We start from the raw sequence: 22,600 nt of genomic DNA on the forward strand, positions 1-22,600 counted from the left end.
CGCGGGCCTCGCGCAGTTCTCCCGGGCTCAGCAGCAGCGCGATCCGGGGTTGGTGTCGCCCCGGTCGATGTGTCTGCGCCAGAACTCGCGCTCGCCGAGCGGCGGTTCGTCCGGGTGGTGCGCGCGGTGGTGTTCGAGGTAGCGCTCGTAGGCGGTCTCGCCCATCACCCCGCGCACGATCTGCCAGGCCGCGCGAGCGGATTCGCGCAGCCTGGCAGTCGTCGACCGTGCCGTCACGCGCCCCGGTCCGGCTCACCGGCCGTGGCGAGTTCGCGCTGGTGCGCGCGCTCCTCGGCGGTGGGGATCAGTCCGGACGGGGCCCACCGCTGCGATTCCACGTAGGGCTCCTCGGTGGTGGGCAGCGGTTCCGGTGCGCGCAGGGCCTTGATCCACACCCGCACCGAGTCGACCAGGACGATGATGATCAGCACGGCGAACAGGATGCTGAGCACACCGTCCACAGTGGAGTTGACCACCACCTTCTGCATGTCCTCGACGGAGGTGGCTTCGCCCATGCTGGTCTCGCCCGCGTCCAGCGCGGCCTGGTAGGCGTTGCGCTGCGCGAAGAAGCCCAGCAGCGGATCGGGGGAGAAGATCTTCTGCCAGCTCGCGGTCAGCGTCACCGCGACGTCGAAGGCCAGCGGGATGATCGTCACCCAGGCGTACTTGGCCCGGCCGCTCTTGATCAGCAGCGTCGTGGCCAGAGCCAGCGCCACCGCCGCCAGCAGCTGGTTGGCGATGCCGAACAGCGGGAACAGCTGGTTGATCCCGCCCAGCGGGTCGTTCACCCCGGCCCACAGGAAGTAGCCCCAGCCGCCGACGATCGCCGCCGAAGCGATCCAGTTGGCCGGCTTCCAGCTCACGTCACCGAAGCGCTTCCACACGTTGCCGACCGTGTCCTGCAGCATGAACCGGCCGACCCGGGTGCCGGCGTCCACAGTGGTCAGGATGAACAGCGCCTCGAACATGACCGCGAAGTGGTACCAGAACGCCTTCATGGCGTCCCCGCCGAAGACCTCGGAGAGCACTTCGGACAACCCCACCGCCAGGGTGGGGGCACCGCCGCTGCGGCCCACCAGGGTGCTCTCCTCGACCGAGGCGGCCGCGGCGGCCAGCTCCTGCGGGGATATCTGGAAGCCGATCCCGGCCACCGCCTGCGAGGCCGATTCGAGGGTGTCGCCGAGCTGGGCCTCGGGCATGTTCATCGCGTAGTACAGGCCCGGATCGATGATGCAGGCCGCGGCCAGCGCCATGATCGCCACGAACGACTCGGTGAGCATCCCGCCGTAGCCGATGACCCGGACCTGCGATTCCTTATCCAGCATCTTCGGCGTGGTGCCCGAGGACACCAGCGCGTGGAAGCCGGACAGTGCACCGCAGGCGATCTGGATGAACACGAACGGGAACAGCGCGCCGGCGAACACCGGTCCCTGCCCGTTGAACGCGAAGTCGGTGACCGGGGCGGTCTGCATCGCCGGCATCGCGATCACGATCGCGATGGCCAGCAGCACCACCACGCCGACCTTCATGAACGTGCTCAGGTAGTCGCGCGGGGCCAGCAGCATCCACACCGGCAGCACCGAGGCCACGAACCCGTAGATCACCAGCGCGGCGGTGAGCTCGTTGCCGGTCAGCGTGAACGTCTCGGCCAGGCCGGATTCGGCCACCCAGCCGCCGCCGACGATCGCCAGCAGCAGCAGCGCGACACCGATCAGCGAGACCTCGACGATCCGCCCGGGCCGCAGGTAGCGCAGGTAGAAGCCCATGAACAGCGCGATCGGGATGGTCATCCCGATGGAGAAGGTGCCCCACGGCGAGTCCTTCAGCGCGTTGACCACGACCAGCGCCAGCACCGCGAGCAGGATGATCATGATCGCCAGCACGGCGATCAGCGCGGCCACGCCGCCGACCGGCCCGATCTCGTCGCGGGCCATCTGGCCGATGCTGCGCCCGTTGCGCCGGGTGGAGAAGAACAGCACCACCATGTCCTGCACGGCACCGGCGAAGATGACGCCGACGATGATCCACACCGTGCCCGGCAGGTAGCCCATCTGCGCGGCCAGCACCGGCCCGACCAGCGGGCCCGCCCCGGCGATCGCGGCGAAGTGGTGGCCGAACAGCACCCGCCGGTCGGTGGGTTGGAAGTCCGTGCCGTTGTCGTACTTCTCGGCCGGGGTCGCTCGGGTGTCGTCCACCTTGAGCACCCGGTAGGCGATGAACCGGGCGTAGAAGCGGTAGCCGATCGCGTACGACGCCAGCGCCGCGAACACCAGCCACGCCGCGGAGATCTCCTCGCCGCGCGCGAGCGCGATCACGCCCCAGGCGATCGCTCCGGCGATCGCCACCAGGACCCAAACGACGATCTCCTTGGTCCCCATCCTCTTCCGAGCCGGCCCGCTGCTCGGTGCCTGTGTTGTTGCCACCGTCCCCTGACTCCTGTTCGGCTGCGTCGAGCTGTGCGGAGCGGTACCCGGTGCACAGCAGTCCTGAGGATCTGCCCGGCACGGTGAGATGTCCAGAGCGCTGCCAGGACGTAACCAGGATGTAAGGGACTGGTGCCGCATCCGCTGCACGCGGCGGGTAGTGGGTTCGACCCGCGGTGACCGCCCGATCGCCGATCGCGAAAAGCGCGGCGCAGACCGGTAAAACGGATCTATCGGTCGAACCGGGCGGAGCGGATCGCGCTCCGCCCGGTGCGGGGATCAGCCGAAGTCGGCCGCGATCCCGGCGAACTCGTCCAGCCGTCGCAGCGAGTCGTCCCGGTCCCGGGTGGGCAGGAAGAACAGCGTGCGGTCGACCCCGGCGTCGGCGTAGTGCTGCAGCGTCGCCGCATCGCGCGGCGCCGCGTAGACGCTCACCGGTACCCGCCAGCCCGCCCGGTCGCGGACCTTCCCGATCAGCTCGCCCAGGTTCTCCGTGCCCCCGCGCGGCAGCCAGCCGCCGCCGTACTCGGCCACCCGCGCGATCGCGCGCTCGCTCTCCCCGCCCACGTAGATCGGCGGGTGCGGCTGCTGGACCGGTTTCGGCCAGGCGTAGATCGGGGCGAAGTCCACGTGCCTGCCGTGGAACTCGGCCTGCTCGGCGGTCCAGATCTCGCGCATCGCCCGGATCCGTTCGTCCATCAGCGCACCGCGGGTGGCCGGATCGGTGCCGTGGTTGCGCATCTCCTCGCGGTTCCAGCCCGCGCCGATGCCGAACAGCACCCGCCCGCCGGAGACCAGGTCCAGGCTGGCGACCTCCTTGGCCGTGGTGATCGGGTCCCGCTCGACCTGCAGCGCGATACCGGTACCCACCAGCAGATTCTCGGTCACCGACGCGATCGCGGTCAGCGCCACGAACGGATCGAGGGTGCGGTAGTACTCGCGCGGGAGCTCGCCGCCGCCGGGGTAGGGGCTCTCGCGGCTGGCCGGGATGTGCGTGTGCTCGGCGATGAACAGCGCGTCGAAACCGCGCTCCTCCAGGCCCCTGCCCAGATCGGTGGGCCGGATCCCCTCGTCGGTGATGAACGTGGACACGCCGAATTTCATCCGGGTTCCCTTCGCGTCGCGGGCTCTGCCGCGATCGACCGTAGTCCAGCGCGCGTGGTGTGGCATCCGCCCTGCCGCCACGATGATGATCTCGGACCGGGTTGGCCGGTAGGCTGCGGCGCCGATGGTCGGGGCGATGGCGGGGCGCCGGAATCCGGCCGCAACCGCGGAGGGGGACTCGCGCGTCGTGAACGGGTGTGACCGCGTCGATCGCAGTGCGTGCCGCCCCCGGCGACGGGTCGGTGGCCATGATGGATGAGCTGACCGGCAAGCTGACCGACCTCTACCAGCAGCACTATCGCCAGCTGCTGCGGATCGCGTTCCTGCTCGTCGACGACCGCCCCAGTGCCGAGGACATCGTGCAGGACGCCTACCTGCGGGTGTTCGACTCGCGGGCGCGGTTGCGCGATCCGGACAAGGCGCTGGCCTTCCTGCGCCAGGCGGTGCTCAACCGGGCCCGCTCGACGCTGCGCAGGCGCCTGGTTGCCAAGAAGTACCAGCCCCGGCTCGCCGATCGCGGCGTCCAGCCCGATGACACCGGCCGCGGCCTGGACCGGGCGGTCCTGGGGCAGGCGCTGGCCCGGTTGCCGCGCAGGCAGCGGGAGGCCGTCGTGCTGCGCTACTACGCGGATTTCAGCGAGGCGCGCACCGCCGAGACCATGGGCTGCAGCCCGGGCGCGGTGAAGTCGTACTGCTCGCGCGGGGTGGCCAGGTTGTCCGAACTGCTAGGGGAGCGGGTGTGAGCGACGCCGACCGCGAAGAGCTGATGCGCGAGCGCCTGCACCGGCTGGCCGACGACGTCGACCCGCGTCCGGACGCGCTGCCGACCCTGCTGGCGGCGACCCGAAGACGCCACCGCAGACGGCACGTCCCGCTGCTGGTCGCGGTCACCGCGGCCGCGGCCGTGGCCGTGCTCTCCGCGGTCGTGCTGGTCGTGCCGGGCCGCAACGCCGCCGAACCGGTCAGCGTCGGTCCGGACAGCTACCTCGCCCAGCCCCGGCCGGGCGTCGTCGCCGAGTTCGACCTGGGTTCCGGTGCGCACGACCGGCGGCTCGCCGAAGTCCCGGCCGCGACCGGTGCACTGGCCGCCGACGGCGAGCGCGTCTACGCGGGCACCGCGGACGGGATCGTGCAGCTCGCCCCGGACGGGACCGGACGCGCGCTGCCCGGTACCGATGACGTGCCGGAGCGGATCAGCGCAGCGGGCGGGCGGGTCGCCTTCCCGACCGCCGGTGCGGTGGCGGTCCTGCACGGTGGGGCGCGCACCTCGGTTCCGCTCCCGCCGGGCCTGCGGGTGCAGGACCTGGCCCTGGCACCGGACGGTGCCCTGGCGGTGCTGGCCGCCGCGCCGGGGGAGTCCGCCGCCCGTCTGTACGTGCTGCCCGCCGGTGCGCACGACTGGCGCCCGCTGCCCGACCCATCGGGGTGCGGTCCGGTGGCGGTCTCGTTCAGCGGTGCGGATGTCGCCGCGCTGCAACCTGTTTCGTGCACCGATCCGCGGCTGCGGGTGACGACGCTGCGCGCGGAGGACGGCCGGATCGTCGGCGGCGGTGCGGTGCTGCCCGCCGAGCGCCCGCTCGAACCGGGCGAGGCCGGGCTGTCCACCGATGCGCTGGGCCGGCACCTCGTGTCGGTCCCGGGCGGCGGCCAGTGGCTGGTGGACGGGGCCGAGGTGCGCGACGTGCCGTGGCCGTGCACCCGGGAGGGGGAGTGCGCGCCGGATCCCGGTGTGCTGCGGAGCTGATCTCGTGGCGCGGCGTGCCCGTCGGGCGAGCGGACACGCCCCTGATCTGCGCAATGCCGGGTCCGGCGCGCGGATCCTCGGCACGATCCGGGTGATCGCGCGCAGTCGACGGCGGAGGTGCCGATGCCGACCCACCGACACCAGCTGGTGCGGTTGTGCCGGGTGGCGCTGGACAGGCCGGGTTGGCAGCAGCTCCTCGCGTGCGCCGTGTCGGTGTGGGCGCTGGCCTGGATGGCCGGCCAGCTCCCCGACCGGCCCGGGGAACCGGGTGCGCTGACCGTGCTCGGCGAGCTGGCGGCCCGCGCCGGGCTGGCGGGCACCGGGTGGGCGGACCGGATCGCGCTGGCGTGGGCCGATTCCGGTGCCGGGCCGGCCGTGTTCAGCGGGTTGCTGTGGGCGGCCACCACGGAGCGCGGCCAGCTGCCCGCGCTGCTGGGCTGGGTGGGAGTGATGCTGTCCTCCGAGCAGCTCGGCTACCGGCCCGCGGTGCTCATCGCGCTGGGCTCGATGCTCGCGTTCATCACCGTGCTGTGGTTGGCGGCGCTGACCGGCAGCGGTTTCGTGGACCGCGCGCCCGCGCTGCTGCCGCGCGACGTGCTGCGCGCCGGGGCCACCGCAGCGGCGTTGTCGGCGGTGGTGCCGCTGTTCGCGCCGCTGCTGTTCGTCACCCGCGTCGCGCGCCCGTACGTGACGGTCGGACCGCGCAGGCTGGATCCGGCCGAGCCGCGCGAGCAGTTCCGCGAGGACAGTCCGCCGCCGGACCGGTGATCGTCGCGCTCCGCGCTGCGACATTCCCCCGTTCGAGTGGTATCGGACACTCGTTCGCCCAGCCCGCGCTGCTGCATCCGGGTCCCGCCGCCCCCGCGAACAACACCGCAGAGCTGGGGTTTTCCGCTGATCGGAGCAGCGTGTCGCGCCTCCCGGCAGGACCGGTCGCCACCGGGTCCGGCCCGCGGGCGAGAAACTCCGGTGTGGCGCGGTGCTCGGCGGTCCGTGCAGAATGATCCGGCAGCTGGTGATCGACCGTGCAGCGAGGGCGTAGGGGAAGACGTCCCTCGTCGAACAGCGGAGGTCAGCAGTGAGCATCCGTGGCAGCGACCGTGGCCTCACCAGTGGTGTCGTCTACGTCCATTCGTCGCCGTCAGCGGTGTGCCCGCATGTCGAGTGGGCGATCTCCGGCGCACTCGGCTTCCGGGCGGAACTCCGCTGGACGGCACAACCGGCCGCCCCCGGACAGTTGCGCGCCGAATGCGCGTGGTCCGGTGAGGCCGGTACCGGTGCGCGTCTCGTGGCGGCGCTGCGCCCGTGGCCGATGCTGCGCTACGAAGTCACCGAGGACCCCAGTCCCGGTGTCGACGGCCAGCGGTTCTGCCACGCACCCGGGCTCGGCATGTGGCGCGCGTGCACCGGGGCCAACGGCGACATCGTCGTCGGGGAGGACCACCTGCGCGCCCTGGCCGGCGAATCCGCGGGCGAGGACGCGTTCCGGCACAGCCTGCAGCAACTGCTCGGCACCCCGTGGGACGAGGCGCTGGAGCCGTTCCGCCGCGCCGGCGACGGGGCTCCGGTCACCTGGCTGCACCGGGTGGGCTGATTCGTCGACCCGCGACCGCGCCGGATCGCGGTGTGGGAAGCTCGCCGGGTGGGGTCTTCACGTCTCTGGCTGAAAGCGGGTGTGCCGACGGCGCTCCTGGTTCTGGTGGCCGCTGCGGGCAGCGGTGTGCTGGTGCAGCGGATCTACCCGGACGCGGCGGCGGCCCAGGACTCCGTCGAGCAGATGTTCCGCGACCCGGCGGCCGATCCGGCGCCCGCGCCGCAGGAGGTCACGCTGAGCCCCGCCGCGCAGCGGCATCCCGACCGCGACCAGGTCGTCCGGCTGCTGGACGCGCACTTCGCCGCGATCAACGCGATGGACTACGCGGCGTGGAAACCCACCGTGGTCCCGGAGAAGTGGGCCGAACTGCCCGAGGACGCGTGGCTGCAGGAGTACGCCAGCACGCAGGACAGCTTCATGCGCGTGCACCGCATCGAACCCGGCGTCGACGACTCGCTGCGGGTGCAGCTGACCTTCCAGAGCAGGCAGGACCCGGAACACGCACCACCCCAGCTGCCGGAGCGGTGCGTGCAGTGGAGCGTGGTGTACCCGCTGGTCACCGACGGGACGCACTTCCGGTTGGACGTCACCGCACTGCCCGGCAGCGCGCTCGTCTCCGAGTGCTGAAGCCGGCCGGGGGAGCCGGGGGCTAGAGCGGGATGTTGCCGTGCGCGCCGCGGCCCGCCGGCGCGGCGGCCAGCGCCTCGGCCAGGTGGCGGCGGGTCTCGGCCGGTTCGATGACCGCGTCCACGACGCCGATGGACATCGCGCGGCCGACCCCGCCGGCGACCCGCTCGTGCTCCTCGACCAGTTCGTCCTGCAGCGCCTCGCGCTCGGATTCCGGTGCGGCCGCGAGCTTCTTGCGGTGCAGGATGCCCACCGCCGCCTTCGCGCCCATCACCGCGGTCTCGGCCTCCGGCCAGGCGTAGACGGCCGTAGCGCCCAGCGCCCGCGAGTTCATCGCGATGTAGGCGCCGCCGTAGGACTTGCGGGTCACCAGGGTCACCCGCGGCACGACGGCCTCGCCGAACGCGTGCAGCAGCTTCGCCCCGCGCCGCACGACACCGCCCCACTCCTGGCCGACCCCGGGCAGGTAGCCGGGCACGTCGACCAGCACCAGCAGCGGCACGCCGAACGAGTCGCACATCCGCACGAAGCGGGCCGCCTTCTCCGCGGACAGCGAATCCAGGCAACCGCCCTTGCGCAGCGGGTTGTTCGCCAGCACGCCGACCGTGCGGCCGCCCAGCCTGCCCAGGCCGGTGACCATGTTCGGCGCCCATTTCGCCTGCAGCTCCTCGAAGTCCGAGGTGCCGTCGGCGCGGGTGTCCAGGATGCCGCGCACCAGCGGCTTCACGTCGTAGGCGCGTTGCGGGCGGTCCGGCAGCAGCGCACCCAAGTCCTGCTCGGTCCGAACCGAATGCAGGTCGAACAGGCCCGGTTTCGCGAACAGCCCGGTGAGCCTGCGGGCCCGCAGGTAGGCGTCCGGCTCGTCCTCGGCGACCACGTGCACGACACCGGAGGTCGTGCCGTGCGCTTCGGTGCCGCCGAGCCCTTCCTGGTCGATGTCCTCGCCGGTGACACTGCGCACCACGTCCGGGCCGGTGACGAAGATCCGCCCGTCCGGCGCCATGATGACCACATCGGTCAGGGCCGGTCCGTAGGCGGCGCCGCCTGCGGCCGGGCCGACGACGACCGAGATCTGCGGGATGCGGCCCGACGCGCGGATCATCGCCGCGAACATCTGGCCCATGCCGTCCAGCGATTCGACGCCCTCCGGGATGCGCGCTCCACCCGAGTGCCAGACGCCGATGACCGGGCAGCGCTCGCGGACCGCCATGTCGATGGCGTCGACGATGTGCCCGCAGCCCTCGGAGCCGAGCGCACCGCCCATCTTGGTGGCGTCGCTGCAGTAGGCGATCACCTTCGTGCCGCTGATGCGCCCGCGCGCGGCGAACATGCCGCTGGCGTCCCGGTGGTGCAGCGGTTCCAGCGAGCCCTCGTCGAGCAGCTGCGCCAGCCGCGCCTCCGGATCGCGCGGATCGCGTTCGGTCTCATCGCTCTCCGGCCGGGTGGCCAAGGCGGTCATCGCATCCTCCGGGAAGTCGGTGTGCTGGCGGCGGGTACGAACGCTCGGCCCGTACCCGCCCGCCGGTTGCGGGCGCCCCGCGGTGCGGGACGTCCGGTCATGCCGAGGCGAAGGCGAGCGCGACGTTGTGCCCACCGAAGCCGAACGCGTTGTTGACGGCGGCGGTCTGCTCGACGTGCCGCGGCTTGTCGGCCACCACGTCCAGTTCCACCTTCGGGTCCAGCTCCTCCAGGTTCTGCACGGCCGGGACGATGCCGTGGTGCAGCGACAGGATCGTCACGATGCTCTCCACGGCGCCCGCGCCGCCCACGAGGTGGCCCAGCGCTCCCTTCGGGGCGGTGACCACGGCGTCCTCGCCCACGGCCTGGCGCACCGAGTTCGCCTCGCCCACGTCACCGACCACGGTGGACGTCGCGTGCGCGTTGACGTGCCCGATGTCCGAGGGCTGCAGGTCGGCGGTGCGCAGCGCCTGGCGCATCGCGTTGACCTGCCCGATGCCGTCCGGGTGGCTCCCGGTGATGTGGTACGCGTCCGAGGTGATGCCCGTACCGGCGATCCGGCCGTAGATCCGCGCACCGCGGGCCTTGGCGTGCTCGGCGCTCTCCAGCACGACCACTCCGGCGCCTTCGCCCATCACGAAGCCGTCCCGATCGACGTCGAACGGGCGCGAGGCCCGCTGCGGATCGTCGTTGCGGGTGCTCAGCGTCCGGGCCTGGGTGAACCCGGCGATCGTGATCGGGTGGATGCAGGACTCCGCACCACCGGCCACGACGACGTCGGCCAATCCCTGCCGGATCATGTCCCAGCCCTTGGCCAGCCCTTCTGCACCGGACGCGCAGGCCGAGGCGGGCGAGTGCACGCCGGCACGGGCGCGCAGGTCCAAGCTGACCATGGCCGCGGGACCGTTCGGCATCAGCATCGGGACGGTCAGCGGAGAGACCTTGCGCAGCCCGCCGGCCTCCATCTGGTCGTCCTGCTGCAGCAGGGTCAGCGGTCCGCCGATACCGGTGCCGAGCGCGACGCCGAGCCGGTCCGGGTCGACGGGCTCGCTGTCCTCGGTGGGCATCTCCAGCCCCGCGTCCTGCCACGCCTCGCGGGCCGCGATGACGGCGATCGCCTCGCAGCGGTCCATCCGGCGCAACTGGACCCGGGGCAGCACCTCGGCCGGATCGACCTTCAGCGGGGCGCCGATCCGGGCGGGCAGCTCGTACTGCTCGACCCAGTCGGCCTCCAGCCGCCGCGCGCCGCTGCTCCCGTTGAGCACCCCGTCCCAGGTGGACGCGACGTCACCACCGAGCGGTGTCGTCGCGCCCAGCCCGGTGATCACGACATCGGCTGTCATGCGTGCTTGGTGATGTAGTTCACCGCATCACCGACGGTCTTGAGGTTGGCCAGTTCGTCGTCCGGGATCTTGACCCCGAACTTGTCCTCGGCCTGCACAGCGATCTCGACCATGGACAGCGAGTCGATGTCCAGGTTGTCCACGAAGGACTTCTCCGCGGTCACGTCCGCGGCGTCCACGCCCGCGACGTCCTCGACGATGCTCGCGAGGCCCTCGGTGATCTGCTCGTTGGTCTGCTCGTTCGACACTGCTGGTTCCTTCCTGGTTCTGCGAATTCCACCCACACGCCGATGTGGTGGCCGGTGCTCACGGGCACACCGCGACCTGGCCCCCGTAGGAGAGCCCCGCCCCGAAGCCCACGAGCAGCAGCACGTCCCCGCTGTTGATCTCCCCGGCGGCCCGCATGTGGTCGATCGCCAGCGGGATCGAGGCCGACGACGTGTTGCCGGAGTAGACGATGTCACGTGCGACGACGAGGTCGTCACGGGCTCCCTGGGACTGCAGCTTGCGCGCGATGGCCTCCACGATCCGCAGGTTGGCCTGGTGCGGGACCAGGACGTCCACATCGGACAGCTGGAGCCCGGCCCGCTGCACGGCGTCCGCGGCGACCGGGGCGATCTGCGTCGTCGCCCAGCGGAAGACCGACTGGCCCTCCTGGTAGATGTACTTGTTCTCCCGCAGGTAGATCGTGTCCACCAGGTCGCCGGCGCTGCCCAGCGACGCGGGACCGAGCTCGGGCTCCTCGGCCGGTCCCACCACGGCCGCGCCGGCCCCGTCGGCGAAGATGATGCAGTTGGCGCGGTCCTCCCAGTCCAGCCACTCCTGGAACCGCTCGGAGCCGATGACCAGCACGTTGCGCGCGGAGCCCGCCCGCACGGCGTCGGAGGCCACCGACAGCGCGTACACGAACCCGGCGCAGGCCGCGCTCACGTCGAAGGCGCTCTGCGCCCGGATGCCGATCCGGTCGGACACCTGCGCGGCGGCGTTGGGGATGTTGCCCGGCATCGTGCAGGTCGCCACGATCACCTGGTCGACATCGGCCGGGGACAGGCCCGCGTCGGCGACCGCCTTGGCGCCGGCCTCGACGGCCATGCTCACCACCGTCTGGTCGTCGTCGCCGAGTCGCCGGTGCACGATGCCCACGCGCTGCTGGATCCACTCGTCGTTGGTGTCGACGATGCGGGCGAGGTCGTGGTTGGTCACCACCCGGTTGCCCTGCGTGCTGCCGAAGCCCAGCAGCTTGGTGCCCGCCGCGGTGGCCGCGGTCTGCGCGATGGTCGGTCTAGTCACCCTGGCTCCCGATTGCGTCGGCGACCTGGTCCAGGTCGTCGGGGGTCTTCAGCGGAATGGTCCGGACACCCTTGAGCTCCTTGCGGACCAGGCCGCTCAGCGTGCCGGCGGGCGGCAGCTCCACCGCGGTCCGCACGCCCCGCTCGCCCAGCGCGGACATGCAGCTGTCCCAGCGGACCGGCTTGGTCACCTGCTCGACCAGCCGGCGCACGATGTCCGGGGCCGCGGTGACCTCCGCACCGTCCGCATTGGACAGCAGGGGCAGCGTCGCGTCGGTGGCGCCGACGCTCTCCGCGTGCTTGGCGAGCATCTCCTGCGCCGGTGCCATGAACCGGGTGTGGAAGGCGCCGGCGACCGGGAGCGGGCGCACCCGGGTGCCCGCGGGCGGCTCCTCGGCGAGCTGGGTCAGCGCCGGCTGCCGCCCGGCGGCGACGATCTGCCCGGCACCGTTGCGGTTGGCCGGGTCCAGGCCCGACTCGGTCAGGTGCGCGACGACGGCGTCCGGATCACCGCCGAGCACCGCGGCCATGCCGGTCGGCTCCAGCGCGCAGGCGGCCGCCATCTCGCGTCCGCGGACCGCCGCCAGCGCCACCGCGTCGTCCGGGGTCAGTGCACCCGCCAGGGCCGCGGCGGCGAGCTCGCCGACGGAGTGGCCCGCGACCGGGGTGCCCGCCGGGACCTGCACCCGCTGCTGCAGCGCCTCGGCCGCGATCAAGGACAGCGCCACCACCAGCGGCTGGGTGACCGCGGTGTCCTTGATCTCCTCCGCGTCGGCGGTGGTGCCCAGTCGCACCAGGTCCAGGTCGGTGCGCTCCGACCACGCCGCGAGCCGGGACTCCACACCGTCCAGTTCGAGCCACGGGGTCAGCATGCCGGGGGTCTGCGACCCCTGTCCGGGAGCGAGAAGTGCGATCACGTGCCCCACTGAACCATGTGCGACCCGGTTCGGATTGATGTCGGCAGTGACGAAGTCACGTCCGCAACGTTGTGGAGCGTCTACAACGCCGTGCCCCGCACCGGGCCGCGTCCCGGGCTCGGTGTTGTCGGACGTGTCCGAGGCGTGACGGTGCGGTGTACGCGGTGCCGGACGGGTGAACACGGCCGGGCGGTCACCACAGGCCGCGTGCCTTGGCCAACCGCCCCACGCCCAGACCCACCCGGAGCACGTACGCGTCCCGCGCGTTGGCCGGGGTGCGCCCGGTCAGCTCGGCGACCCGGCGCAGCCGGTAGCGCACCGTGTTCGGGTGCACGTACAGCTGGCGCGCGCAGTTCTCCAGCACCCCGCCGACCTCCAGGTAGGTGTCCACCGTCTCCAGCAGCGCACCCCCTGCGTCGACGAGCGGGAGCATCACGCTCTCCACCAGCCTGCGCTCGGCCTCCGGGTCGCCGGCCAGCGCGCGTTCCGGCAGCAGGTCGGCGGACAGGGCCGGTCGGGGAGCGCTCGGCCAGGCCACCACCGCGCGCAGAGCGGACATCGCGTCCCCGGCCGAACGGTGCGCTTCGGCGAGGCTGGCCACGGTCGGCCCGGCCACCACCGGCCCGTCGCCGAACGCCTCGGCCAGCCCTTCGGCCGCGTCCTGCCCGGCGCGTTCTTCCGCCGGGCCGCCGTAGACCACCACCAGCCGACTGCCCTGCACGCCGAGCAGCACCGGGCGGCCGACGCGCGCCGCCCGGGCGCGCACCTTGTACACGATCGTCGGCGGGTCCTCGGACGGGGCGTTGCCGACCAACACCGTGGCCTCCGAGGACTGCTCCCAGCCCAGCGCGGCCGCCCGGGACAGCAGCGATTCCTCGGCGTCCCCGCGCACGATCCCGTCCACGACCAGCGCTTCCAGCCGGGCGTCCCACGCGCCCCGCGCCTCGGCGGCCGCCGCGTAGGAGGTGGCCGCGGCGAACGCGATCTCGCGCGTGTAGCGCAGGATCGACTCCTTGAGCTCGGCGCGCTCGTGTTCCCCGGTGGCCAGTTCCGGCAGGCGCTGCTCGAACACGTCGATGGCCACCCGCACCAGTTCCAACGTCTGCCGCAGGCTGACCCAGCGGGACAGGTCGCGCGGTGCCGAGCGGAACGCCTCGGTGGTCAGCCGGATGGCTTCGGTCGGGTCCTGCAGCCACGCCACGAAGTTCGACACCCCGGTCTGCGTGACCAGCAGCACGCTCGCCCGCTGGTCGGCCGGGAGGCGCCGGAACCAGGGCAGCTCCTGCTCCATCGCCCCGATGCTCGCGCTGGCCAGCCCGCCCGAGGCGCGCTCCAGCTCACGCAGCGTGGTCGCGCTGACCCCGCACCGCCGTACCCCTCCCGACTCGCCTGACGTGCTCATCTGGCCAGAATCGCACGTCGTCGGCGGCGGTCTCCGGGCAGCGCTGCTCGCGTGCGCGGGATCACGGCCCGCACGCCGCGGATCACCCGGCGGAGTGGCAGCGATTTTTCATGCTCTTGGTCGTGGATGAGAACCGGGGCGCAGCGCGATCATGGCGGGTGCAGTGCCCGTTCGCGGACCGGGGAGTGATCGGTGATGGCGCTACCGCTGGAATGGCTCGGCGATGTGCTGCGGGATGCCCAGCTCGCCGTGCACGAGACCCCGGGCTGGCGCGAACGCAGCGCGACGTCCGGCGCCCTGCCCGAACCGGTGGGGGTGCTGGTGCACCACACCGCGACCAGGTCGTCGCCGGACGATCCCGCGCCGAGCGTGCAGCTGTGCATCGACGGCCGAGCGGACCTGGCCGGTCCGCTGTGCCACGCGGTGATCGGCTTCGACGGTTCGGTGCACCTGATCGCCGCGGGCCGGGCCAACCACGCGGGCCAGGCCCGGGAATCCGGGCCGAACCCGGCCGGGGACGGCAACACCCTCTACATCGGGTTCGAACTCGACTACCAGGGGGTGGACCAGGCACCGAGCCCCGAGCAGTACGCGGCCGCGCGCACCGCGACCGCGGCGGTGCTCGGCCACCTCGGCCGCCCGCCGGAGGCGGCGCGCGGACACCGGGAGACCAGCGTGACCGGCAAGGTCGATCCCGGGCACATCGATCTCGACCGCTTCCGCGCCGAACTGGCCGGCAGCGGACCCGGCGGCGACCAGGAGCAGAAGATGACCCCGGAACAGGACGGCATCCTGCGGCGGCTGGAGCACGAGCTGCTCGGACCGCGCGGGCCGAACGGCGAGATCCAGGGCTGGCGCACCGACGTCGGTCCGCGGACGATCGTCGCGATGCTGGTGGAACTGGTGAATGCGCAGCTCGGTGGCGGCCGGGCCGAGGGCGCCGCGGAGGGCGGTGTCGATGCCGAGGCGATCAAGCGGGCGTTCCGCGCGCTGCCGCCGGATCAGGCGGCACCGCTGCTGGCCGAACTGGTGCGCATCCAGCAGGAGCGGCAGCCCAGCGCGGGCTGATCATCAGCCGCTGCGGCGGCGTAACCGCAGCAGCCGGTGCACCAGAGCGGGGTTTTCGGCCAGGGCCGCGGGATCGTCCAGCAGCCGGTTGAGCTGCTGGTAGTAGCGGGTCGCGGAGAGCCCGAACCGCTCGCGGATGAGTCGCTCCTTGGTGCCCGGGTGCTGGAAGTGCTCGCTCTCGAAAGCGAGGATCGCGCGGTCCGCGTCGTCCACCGGTGCACCCCTTCCGCGTGAAGATCACGCCGAGTCTACCCGGGGGTGCACGCGTGTTCGATCGGCCGTCCGGGCAGCGCCCGCGCCCCGGGAACGGAGCGCGGGCGCCGGGGATCACGCGTCGCCGGGGTCGGAGGTCTGCGGTCCGGCCGCGCGCACGTCGTTGATCCGGTACTTGCGCGCCGCTTCCGCGGCCGTGCCCGCGGCCACCTGCCCGGACCGGGCCAGCGCGGACAGCACGGCGACGACGGTGGATTCCGCGTCGACGAGGAACACGCGCCGAGCGGCCGGGCGCGTGTCGGAGAAGCCGAACCCGTCGGTGCCCAGGCTGGCCATCTCGCCCGGCACCCACGGGCGGATCAGGTCGGGCACCGCGCGCATCCAGTCGCTGACCGCCACCAGCGGCCCCTCGGCGTCCCGCAGCGCGCGGGTCACGTACGGCACCTCCGGTTCGGCCTCCGGATCCAGCAGGTTGCGCCGGTCGGCGGCTTCGGCCTCGCGGCGCAGTTCGGACCACGAGGTCACCGACCACACGTCGGCCTGCACACCCCATTCTTCGGCCAGCATCCGCTGCGCTTGCAGCGCCAGCGGCATGATCACCCCCGAGGCGGCGATCTGCGCGCGGGGTCCGTCGCGGCCGGGTGCCGGGCGGAACCGGTAGAGCCCGCGCAGCAGCCCGTCCACGTCCAGGCCCTCGGGTTCCGGCTCCTGCTGGTACGGCTCGTTGTAGACGGTCAGGTAGTAGAAGACGTCCTCGGGGTCTTCGCCGTACATGCGGCGCAGCCCGTCCTGGACGATGTGCGCGACCTCGAAGGCCCACGCCGGGTCGTAGGCCACGACCGCCGGGTTGGTGGCGGCCAGCAGCTGCGAGTGCCCGTCGGCGTGCTGCAGCCCTTCCCCGGTCAGCGTGGTCCGGCCCGCGGTGGCGCCGAGCATGAAACCGCGGGCCATCTGGTCGGCCGCCGCCCAGATGCCGTCCCCGGTGCGCTGGAAGCCGAACATCGAGTAGAAGATGTAGACCGGGATCATCGGCTCGCCGTGCGTGGCGTGGCTGGATCCGGCCGCGGCGAACGAGGCCGTCGAGCCCGCCTCGTTGATGCCCTCGTGCAGGATTTGGCCCTGGTCGCTCTCCCGGTAGGCCAGCATCAGCTGGTAGTCGACCGGGGTGTAGAGCTGGCCCTGCGGGTTGTAGATCTTCTGCGACGGGAACATCGAGTCCATGCCGAAGGTCCGCGCCTCGTCCGGGATGATCGGCACGATCCGGTTGCCGATACCGGAATCCTTGGCCAGGTCCTTGAGCAGCCGGACGAACGCCATGGTGGTGGCGACCTCCTGCTTGCCCGAACCGCGCCGGATCACCTCGTAGACCTCGTCACCGGGCAGCACCAGCGGTTTCGACCGCTTCGGGCGCCGTTCGGGCAGGTAGCCGCCGAGCTGGTTGCGCCGGTCGTGCAGGTATTCCAGCTCCGGCGCGTCGGCGCCGGGGTGGTAGTACGGCGGCAGGTACGGGTCGAGCTGCTCGTCGTCGATCGGGATGCGCAGGCTGTCCCGGAACAGCTTGAGGTCGTCGAGGGTCATCTTCTTCATCTGGTGCGTGGCGTTGCGCCCCTCGAAGTGCGCGCCGAGCCCGTAGCCCTTGATCGTCTTGGCCAGGATCACCGTGGGCTGGCCGTGGTGCTCGGTGGCGGCCTTGTAGGCGGCGTAGATCTTGCGGTAGTCGTGCCCGCCGCGGCGCAGGCCCCAGATCTCGTCGTCGGTGAGGTTCTTGACCATGTCCTTGGTGCGCGGGTCGCGGCCGAAGAAGTGCTCGCGCACGAACGCGCCGTCGTTGGCCTTGTAGGTCTGGTAGTCGCCGTCCGGGGTGGTGTTCATCAGGTTCACCAGCGCGCCGTCCCGGTCGGCGTGCAGCAGGGCGTCCCACTCGCGCCCCCACACCACCTTGATGACGTTCCAGCCCGCGCCGCGGAAGAACGACTCCAGCTCCTGGATGATCTTGCCGTTTCCGCGCACCGGCCCGTCCAGCTGCTGCAGGTTGCAGTTGACCACGAAGGTCAGGTTGTCCAGGCCCTCGTTCGCGGCGACCTGCAGCAACCCGCGGGACTCGGGCTCGTTCATCTCGCCGTCGCCGAGGAACGCCCACACCCGTTGCTGCGAGGTGTCCTTGATCCCGCGGGCGTGCAGGTAGCGGTCGAAGCGCGCCTGGAAGATCGCGTTCATCGGGCCCAGGCCCATCGACACGGTGGGGAACTCCCAGAACTCCGGCATCAGCCGCGGATGCGGGTAGGACGGCAGGCCGCCGCCGGGCCCGGCGTGCGAGTACTCCTGGCGGAACCCGTCGAGCTGGTCGGCGGTGAGCCGGTCCTCCAGGTAGGCCCGCGCGTAGATGCCGGGGGAGGCGTGCCCCTGGATGTAGAGGTGGTCGCCGCCGCCCGGGTGGTCCTTGCCGCGGAAGAACCAGTTGAACCCGACTTCGTAGAGGCTGGCCGAGGACGCGAACGACGAGATGTGCCCGCCCACGCCGATGCCCGGCCGCTGCGCGCGGTGCACCATCACCGCCGCGTTCCACCGCATCCAGGCCCGGAAGCGGCGTTCGCTCTCCTCGTCGCCGGGGAACCACGGCTCCAGTTCGGTCGGGATGGTGTTCACGTAGTCGGTGCTGGTCAGCGACGGAACACCGACACCGGATTCCCGGGCGCGCTGCAACAGCCGCAGCATCAGGTAGCGGGCGCGCTGCTGGCCTCCCTCAGCGAGCGCGGCGTCGAACGACTGCAGCCATTCGCCGGTCTCCTCCGGATCGATGTCCGGCAGGTGCGAGGCGAGACCGTTGCGGATGACCCGGACCCGCTGCGTCGGGCGGGTGCCGTCGGAGTCGTTGTTGAGCGGGGACAAAGGAACTCCTCGACGAGGTCGTGGATGTGGCAGGGTGTCGATTGATCGTGATGTCCGACACCCGCATGGTCCCCCATTCTCGTCCGCATCGCGTCAACCGGCGGGCGTTCCGGACCGCTCCACTGTTGCCGGTGCCCCCGCCCGTCTACAGTCGGTGCGCAACGCGTGGTTGCGGCGTGTCGTGACGTCAGCGGTTGCGCGGGTGGTGGTCGGCAGTGTTCGCTATCGACCAGACCGAAGGGCGTGCGGTGCTCGGCAGTGCCGCACCGGTGCATTGGAGGAGTGAGAAAACCGTGGTCGCCGCGGGAGACGCCGGCAAAGGCGGGTCCGACGTCGCCGAGAGGCTAGACATCGAGCCCGAGATGATTGTCCAGGAGCTCGGCTGGGACGAGGACGTCGACGACGGCGTCCGGGCCGCGATCGAGGAACGTTGCGGCAGTGACCTGCTCGACGAGGATGCGGACGACGTGGTCGACGTCGTCCTGCTGTGGTGGCGCGAGGACGACGGCGACCTCACGGACACGCTCCTCGATGCCATGACCCCGCTTTCCGACGAGGGGGTCATCTGGGTCCTCACGCCGAAGACCGGGCAGGACGGGTACGTCGAGCCGGCCGACATCGCGGAAGCGGCGTCGACGGCCAACCTGGCCCAGACCGCGAGCCTGAGCATCAGCGACGGCTGGATGGGTACTCGGCTCGCGTACCGGCGGGCGAAGGCGCGCCGCTGACCGATCGCGTGCGCTGCCTGCGCACGCCCGTCAACCGCTGGCCGTGGGCCCGGTGGGTCGCCATCGGTGCCCGCGGCAGCCGCTGCGGTGTAGGTTCGGCGTCGGACAAGGTCACCTCCAGCAGAAGGGTGCGCTTCATGACGATCGAGGTCGGTGCGCAGGCGCCGGACTTCACGTTGCCGGACTACAACAAGCAGAAGGTGTCGCTGGCGGATTTCCGCGGCGACAAGAACGTGCTGCTGGTGTTCTACCCCTTCGCCTTCAGCGGCGTCTGCCACGGCGAGCTGTGCGAGATCCGGGACGACCTGTCGGAATTCCAGAACGACCAGGTCCAGGTGCTCGGCGTTTCGGTCGACTCGCCGTTCGCGCTCAAGGCGTGGGCCGACCAGGAGGGCTACACCTTCCCGCTGCTGTCGGACTTCTGGCCGCACGGCGAGACCGCGAAGGCCTACGGCGTGTTCAACGAGGACGCCGGCATGGCGGTGCGCGGCACGTTCCTCATCGACACCGAGGGCAAGGTCCGGTTCGCCGAGGCGAACCAGCCCGGCGAGGCGCGCGACCAGAGCGTGTGGAAGAAGGCCGTCACCGAACTGACCGGGTGAGGCCTCGTGGGGGCCGACCGGTAGGCTGACCGCCGCGGTCAGTCGGTCGCCGGATCTCTGCCGGTCGCGCCGGTCGGCCGTCACCGGGCGCATAGCTCAGCGGAAGAGCACTCGCCTTACAAGCGAGGGGTCGCTGGTTCGAACCCAGCTGCGCCCACTGCGTCGTACCCGACTTCACCTGCGAGAACAGAGCCCGACGGAGTTCGTCTCCGCCGGGCTCCGCTGCGTCCGGGTGCGGGTGTGGTGCCGGTCGGGGGGTCGTCGGTATTGAGTCCACTATGGACAATCTTGTGCGATCGGCGCGGCGCGGGGGCCGCTGAGCTGCTGCAATGGGCGGATGCGGGTTCTGGTCACCGGAGCGGGCGGGTATCTGGGGCGGGCCGTGGTGCGGCAGCTGGTCGCCGGCGGGCACCGCGTGTCGGCCTTGGTGCACCGCACCCCGGTCGCGCAGCCGGACGTCGAGCTCTTCCACGGCGACGTGCTCGATCCGGAGGCCGTGCTGCCCGCGGTGCGCGGTGCCGACGCCGTGGTGCACCTGGCCGGGCAGGCCGGGTCCGCCGCGCGGCCGGCCTGGCACTACCGGCTCAACGTGGGTGGCGCCGCCACCGTGCTCGACGCGCTGACCGCCGCGGCCGCTGCCGCCGACGAGACTCCGGCGTTCCTGCTGGCCTCCACCGGCGATGTTTACGGGCGCGCCGGGCGGCACCCGATCCGCGAGGACGCCCGCGCCCGACCGCGCGATGCGTTCGCCGACGCCAAGCTCGCCGCCGAGCACCTGCTGGGCTGGGCGGCGGGCACCGGCCGCATCGCGGCGGCGAGCCTGCGCGTCTTCAACGCGGCCGGGGCCGTCGACGGCGCGGGGGATCCGGACGATGCGCACACGATCCCCGGGATGCTGGCCGCCGCGCGCGGCCGGGTCGCGCACTTCGTCGTGTCCGGTGACGGGTCCGCGGTCCGCGATTTCGTGCACGTGCTCGACATCGGCAGCGCGTTCGCGACCGCGCTGCGCGGGTGCCGCGCGGGCGAGCACCACGTCTTCAACGTCGGCGGGCCGGGTGCGTCGGCCGACCGCATCGCGCAGCTCGCCGCGGAGCAGACCGGTGCCGCCCCCGCGGTCGTCTACCGGGCCGGCGAGATCGGGCCCGCCCCGCACCCGCGGGCGAACACCGCCAAGCTGCGCCGGCTCGGCTGGCGCGCCGAGCACTCCGATCCGGCGCTGCTGGTGCGTGAGCAGGCCGCCGCGCGCTGAATCCGCTGTTCAGGCGGGCGGTTTCCAGGGGAACTCGGGGCTGCGCCGCTGCAGGAAGGCCGAGATCCCCTCGGCGCCCTCCCCGTACCGTGCGCTCTGCGCCCGCCAGTACCGGGCGCGTTCGGCCACGGGCAGGCCCTGCGCCGCGCGGTCGATGATCTCCCCGGCCGCGGCCACCGACAGCTGCGAGCGCTGCGCGATGGTCCGCGCCAGCTGCTCGGCGCGCGCGACGGGGTCGGGTGCGGTCTCGTCGACCAGGCCGATCCGCAGCGCGTGCGCGGCGTCGACCAGGTCACCGGAGAACAGCAGGAGTTTCGCGGCGCCCGGACCGACCAGGTGGGTCAGCCGCTGCAGGCTCGTCTCCGGGTAGACGATGCCGAGTTTGGCGGGGGTGATGCCGAAGGTGGCCGCCTCGCCGCTGATCCGGATGTCGCAGGCGGCGGCCAGCTGGCAGCCCCCACCCACGCAGTAGCCGTCGATCGCCGCGATCGTGGGCCGCGGGAAGGAGATCAGCGCCTGCTCGGCGGCCACGGCGAACTCCTCCCGGCCGTCCTCCCCGGAGGAGTCCGCGCCGATGGCGCTGAGCTCGCCGATGTCGGCCCCGGCGCTGAACGAGCCACCGCTGCCGGTCAGCACCACCGCCCGGGCCCGTTCGTCGGCGCGCACCTCGTCGAGGAGCTCGGGGAGCCTGCGCCACATCGCCGCGGTCATCGCGTTGCGCTTGCCCGGGTTGGCGATGGTCAGCCACGCGCAATGGTCGTGCACCGCCAGCTGCAGCGTCCCGCCCGGATCGTCCATCTGGTTCCTCCTCGCGACCGGCGCACCATCCTCGTCGCGGGCACGGCGGTGCGGCAAGGCCCGGGCGCGCTCGATCGGACCGGCGAGCGGTGTGCGTCGAACGGCGCATTGTCCGTCCTCCTCGGACGCGGAACACTGCAGCGGACGGATTCGCACGGAGGTCCCATGTGGTGGTCGCGCCTGCTCACCACGGTGGTCGCCCTGCTGGCCGTGGCCGGTGCGGGGCTGGGGATGCAGCCGAGCGCGACGCTTCCCGTTCCGCCGCCGCCCGCACCACCCGCGCCGCCGCCGCCGCCACCACCTCCTCCGCCGCCGGTGGGGCCGCCGGTGCTCGCGGTCAAAGTGGACAACGCGCCGACCGCCCGCCCGCCGACCGGGGTGGAAGCCGCCGACGTGGTGTACGTGGAGCCGGTCGAGGCCGGGATCAGCCGCCTGGTGGCCGTGTTCGCCTCCCGGGTGCCGCCGGTGGTCGGACCGGTCCGCAGCGCGCGGGAGACGGATCTGCGCCTGCTGCCCCAGTTCGGCCATCCGGCGCTGGCCTTCTCCGGGGCCGCACCGGAACTGCTACCGGACATCGCCGCCGCGCCGGTCACCCCGGCTTCCGAGGCCGAGGAGCCCGGGGCCTACTTCCGCGGCCCGGGAACCGCCCCGCACAACCTGTTCGTGCGGCCCGAGCAGCTGCCGGACGGGGCGGGGTGGTCACCGCGCGCACCTCTGCACATCGGACCGCCGCCGCCCGGTGGCCGACCGAGCGGCGGTGAGCGGATCAGCTACCCCGCCGCGGCGATCGGCGTGGAACCGGCCCCCGGCGGCTGGTCGGTGGTCATGGACGGCGAACCGCTGACGACCGCCGGTGGTGCGCCGCTGCGGCCTGGGACTGTGGTGCTGCAGGAGGTCGACGTGCACGGCTCCGGGTTGCAGGACGTCTCGGGCAACACCTCGCCGTACGCGGAGACGGTCGGCGAGGGGCGGGCCGTGGTGCTGCGCGACGGTCGCTCCTATGACGCGCGCTGGTCGCGCCCCGATCCCGCCGCGGGCACCGCGTACACCACCACCGAGGGCGAGCCGATGACCTTCGCGCCCGGCCAAGTCTGGGTGGTGCTGGTGCAGCGCTAGTCGAGTCACCGGCCACAGATGCGGGCCCGACGTTTC

Annotated in this window: 22 protein-coding genes and 1 tRNA gene; 11 read left to right on the plus strand and 12 right to left on the minus strand. The window is 72.3% G+C overall.

Annotated elements, in window-relative coordinates:
- Positions 1-27: 27 nt before the first annotated feature.
- From IQ251_RS09145 to IQ251_RS09155, 3 genes are all read right to left on the minus strand, one after another.
- Positions 28-237, minus strand: coding sequence for a YbdD/YjiX family protein (locus IQ251_RS09145; protein ID WP_193928051.1), 210 nt, complete (start codon positions 235-237; stop codon positions 28-30).
- Positions 234-2,378 carry a carbon starvation CstA family protein gene (locus IQ251_RS09150; RefSeq protein ID WP_193928052.1) on the minus strand — a complete coding sequence of 715 codons (2,145 nt, stop codon included), beginning with the start codon at positions 2,376-2,378 and terminating at the stop codon, positions 234-236. Before IQ251_RS09150 ends, IQ251_RS09145 begins: the two co-directional genes overlap by 4 nt.
- 324 nt (positions 2,379-2,702) lie before the next feature.
- Positions 2,703-3,527, minus strand: coding sequence for an LLM class F420-dependent oxidoreductase (locus IQ251_RS09155; protein ID WP_193928053.1), 825 nt, complete (start codon positions 3,525-3,527; stop codon positions 2,703-2,705).
- Positions 3,528-3,724: 197 nt separating this feature from the next.
- Here IQ251_RS09155 and IQ251_RS09160 point away from each other — a divergent pair, with 197 nt between their 5' ends.
- From IQ251_RS09160 to IQ251_RS09180, 5 genes are all read left to right on the plus strand, one after another.
- Entirely contained in the window at positions 3,725-4,270 is a 546-nt protein-coding gene (locus tag IQ251_RS09160) for a SigE family RNA polymerase sigma factor (RefSeq protein WP_370591297.1), read from the plus strand.
- The gene (locus IQ251_RS09165; RefSeq protein WP_193928054.1) at positions 4,267-5,271 is read left to right on the plus strand and encodes a hypothetical protein; all 1,005 of its coding nucleotides are present in this window, start codon (positions 4,267-4,269) and stop codon (positions 5,269-5,271) included. The genes IQ251_RS09160 and IQ251_RS09165 overlap by 4 nt, the downstream gene beginning before the upstream one ends.
- 123 nt (positions 5,272-5,394) lie before the next feature.
- Complete coding sequence (locus tag IQ251_RS09170; protein WP_193928055.1) at positions 5,395-6,039, plus strand: hypothetical protein; 645 nt, start codon at positions 5,395-5,397, stop codon at positions 6,037-6,039.
- A 316-nt stretch (positions 6,040-6,355) separates the two neighbouring features.
- On the plus strand, positions 6,356-6,865 hold the full coding sequence (locus IQ251_RS09175; RefSeq protein ID WP_193928122.1) for a DUF3145 domain-containing protein: 510 nt from the start codon (positions 6,356-6,358) through the stop codon (positions 6,863-6,865).
- An 81-nt stretch (positions 6,866-6,946) separates the two neighbouring features.
- On the plus strand, positions 6,947-7,492 hold the full coding sequence (locus IQ251_RS09180; protein WP_193928056.1) for a hypothetical protein: 546 nt from the start codon (positions 6,947-6,949) through the stop codon (positions 7,490-7,492).
- A gap of 22 nt (positions 7,493-7,514) precedes the next feature.
- Here the strand turns inward: IQ251_RS09180 and IQ251_RS09185 are convergent, their stop codons facing one another.
- The 6 genes from IQ251_RS09185 to IQ251_RS09210 form a co-directional block, all read right to left on the minus strand.
- Positions 7,515-8,951: an acyl-CoA carboxylase subunit beta gene (locus IQ251_RS09185; protein ID WP_193928057.1), complete on the minus strand. Its 1,437-nt coding sequence runs from the start codon at positions 8,949-8,951 to the stop codon at positions 7,515-7,517.
- A gap of 97 nt (positions 8,952-9,048) precedes the next feature.
- Entirely contained in the window at positions 9,049-10,293 is a 1,245-nt protein-coding gene (locus IQ251_RS09190) for a beta-ketoacyl-[acyl-carrier-protein] synthase family protein (protein ID WP_193928058.1), read from the minus strand.
- Positions 10,290-10,541: an acyl carrier protein gene (locus tag IQ251_RS09195; protein WP_193928059.1), complete on the minus strand. Its 252-nt coding sequence runs from the start codon at positions 10,539-10,541 to the stop codon at positions 10,290-10,292. The genes IQ251_RS09190 and IQ251_RS09195 overlap by 4 nt, the downstream gene beginning before the upstream one ends.
- A gap of 58 nt (positions 10,542-10,599) precedes the next feature.
- Entirely contained in the window at positions 10,600-11,583 is a 984-nt protein-coding gene (locus IQ251_RS09200) for a beta-ketoacyl-ACP synthase III (RefSeq protein WP_193928060.1), read from the minus strand.
- Entirely contained in the window at positions 11,576-12,499 is a 924-nt protein-coding gene (locus tag IQ251_RS09205) for an ACP S-malonyltransferase (protein ID WP_193928061.1), read from the minus strand. Before IQ251_RS09205 ends, IQ251_RS09200 begins: the two co-directional genes overlap by 8 nt.
- 193 nt (positions 12,500-12,692) lie before the next feature.
- A complete protein-coding gene (locus tag IQ251_RS09210) occupies positions 12,693-13,901 on the minus strand; it encodes a PucR family transcriptional regulator (protein ID WP_193928062.1) in 1,209 nt (402 codons plus the stop codon).
- A gap of 195 nt (positions 13,902-14,096) precedes the next feature.
- On the opposite strand from IQ251_RS09210, the gene IQ251_RS09215 reads away from it, so the two are divergent.
- Positions 14,097-14,969 carry a peptidoglycan recognition protein family protein gene (locus tag IQ251_RS09215; protein WP_193928063.1) on the plus strand — a complete coding sequence of 291 codons (873 nt, stop codon included), beginning with the start codon at positions 14,097-14,099 and terminating at the stop codon, positions 14,967-14,969.
- Positions 14,970-14,972: 3 nt separating this feature from the next.
- Here the strand turns inward: IQ251_RS09215 and IQ251_RS09220 are convergent, their stop codons facing one another.
- On the minus strand, positions 14,973-15,182 hold the full coding sequence (locus IQ251_RS09220; protein WP_193928064.1) for a DUF3263 domain-containing protein: 210 nt from the start codon (positions 15,180-15,182) through the stop codon (positions 14,973-14,975).
- A 114-nt stretch (positions 15,183-15,296) separates the two neighbouring features.
- Complete coding sequence (gene aceE / locus IQ251_RS09225; RefSeq protein WP_193928065.1) at positions 15,297-18,071, minus strand: pyruvate dehydrogenase (acetyl-transferring), homodimeric type; 2,775 nt, start codon at positions 18,069-18,071, stop codon at positions 15,297-15,299.
- 293 nt (positions 18,072-18,364) lie between these two features.
- Here aceE and IQ251_RS09230 point away from each other — a divergent pair, with 293 nt between their 5' ends.
- The 4 genes from IQ251_RS09230 (at position 18,365) to IQ251_RS09245 (ending at position 20,650) form a co-directional block, all read left to right on the plus strand.
- Positions 18,365-18,799 (plus strand): DUF3052 domain-containing protein, encoded by a 435-nt coding sequence (locus IQ251_RS09230; protein WP_193928123.1) that lies wholly within the window; start codon positions 18,365-18,367, stop codon positions 18,797-18,799.
- A 137-nt stretch (positions 18,800-18,936) separates the two neighbouring features.
- On the plus strand, positions 18,937-19,401 hold the full coding sequence (locus IQ251_RS09235) for a peroxiredoxin (protein WP_193928066.1): 465 nt from the start codon (positions 18,937-18,939) through the stop codon (positions 19,399-19,401).
- Positions 19,402-19,486: 85 nt separating this feature from the next.
- A tRNA-Val gene (locus IQ251_RS09240) sits at positions 19,487-19,558 on the plus strand.
- Between the two features lie 180 nt (positions 19,559-19,738).
- Positions 19,739-20,650: an NAD-dependent epimerase/dehydratase family protein gene (locus tag IQ251_RS09245; RefSeq protein WP_193928067.1), complete on the plus strand. Its 912-nt coding sequence runs from the start codon at positions 19,739-19,741 to the stop codon at positions 20,648-20,650.
- A 9-nt stretch (positions 20,651-20,659) separates the two neighbouring features.
- Here IQ251_RS09245 and IQ251_RS09250 read toward each other — a convergent pair whose 3' ends face one another.
- On the minus strand, positions 20,660-21,448 hold the full coding sequence (locus tag IQ251_RS09250) for an enoyl-CoA hydratase/isomerase family protein (protein ID WP_193928068.1): 789 nt from the start codon (positions 21,446-21,448) through the stop codon (positions 20,660-20,662).
- 165 nt (positions 21,449-21,613) lie between these two features.
- Here IQ251_RS09250 and IQ251_RS09255 point away from each other — a divergent pair, with 165 nt between their 5' ends.
- Entirely contained in the window at positions 21,614-22,564 is a 951-nt protein-coding gene (locus IQ251_RS09255; RefSeq protein WP_193928069.1) for a DUF3048 domain-containing protein, read from the plus strand.
- Positions 22,565-22,600: the final 36 nt, after the last annotated feature.

It is taken from the genome of Saccharopolyspora montiporae, assembly GCF_015209505.1.
GTDB lineage: Bacteria > Actinomycetota > Actinomycetes > Mycobacteriales > Pseudonocardiaceae > Saccharopolyspora > Saccharopolyspora montiporae.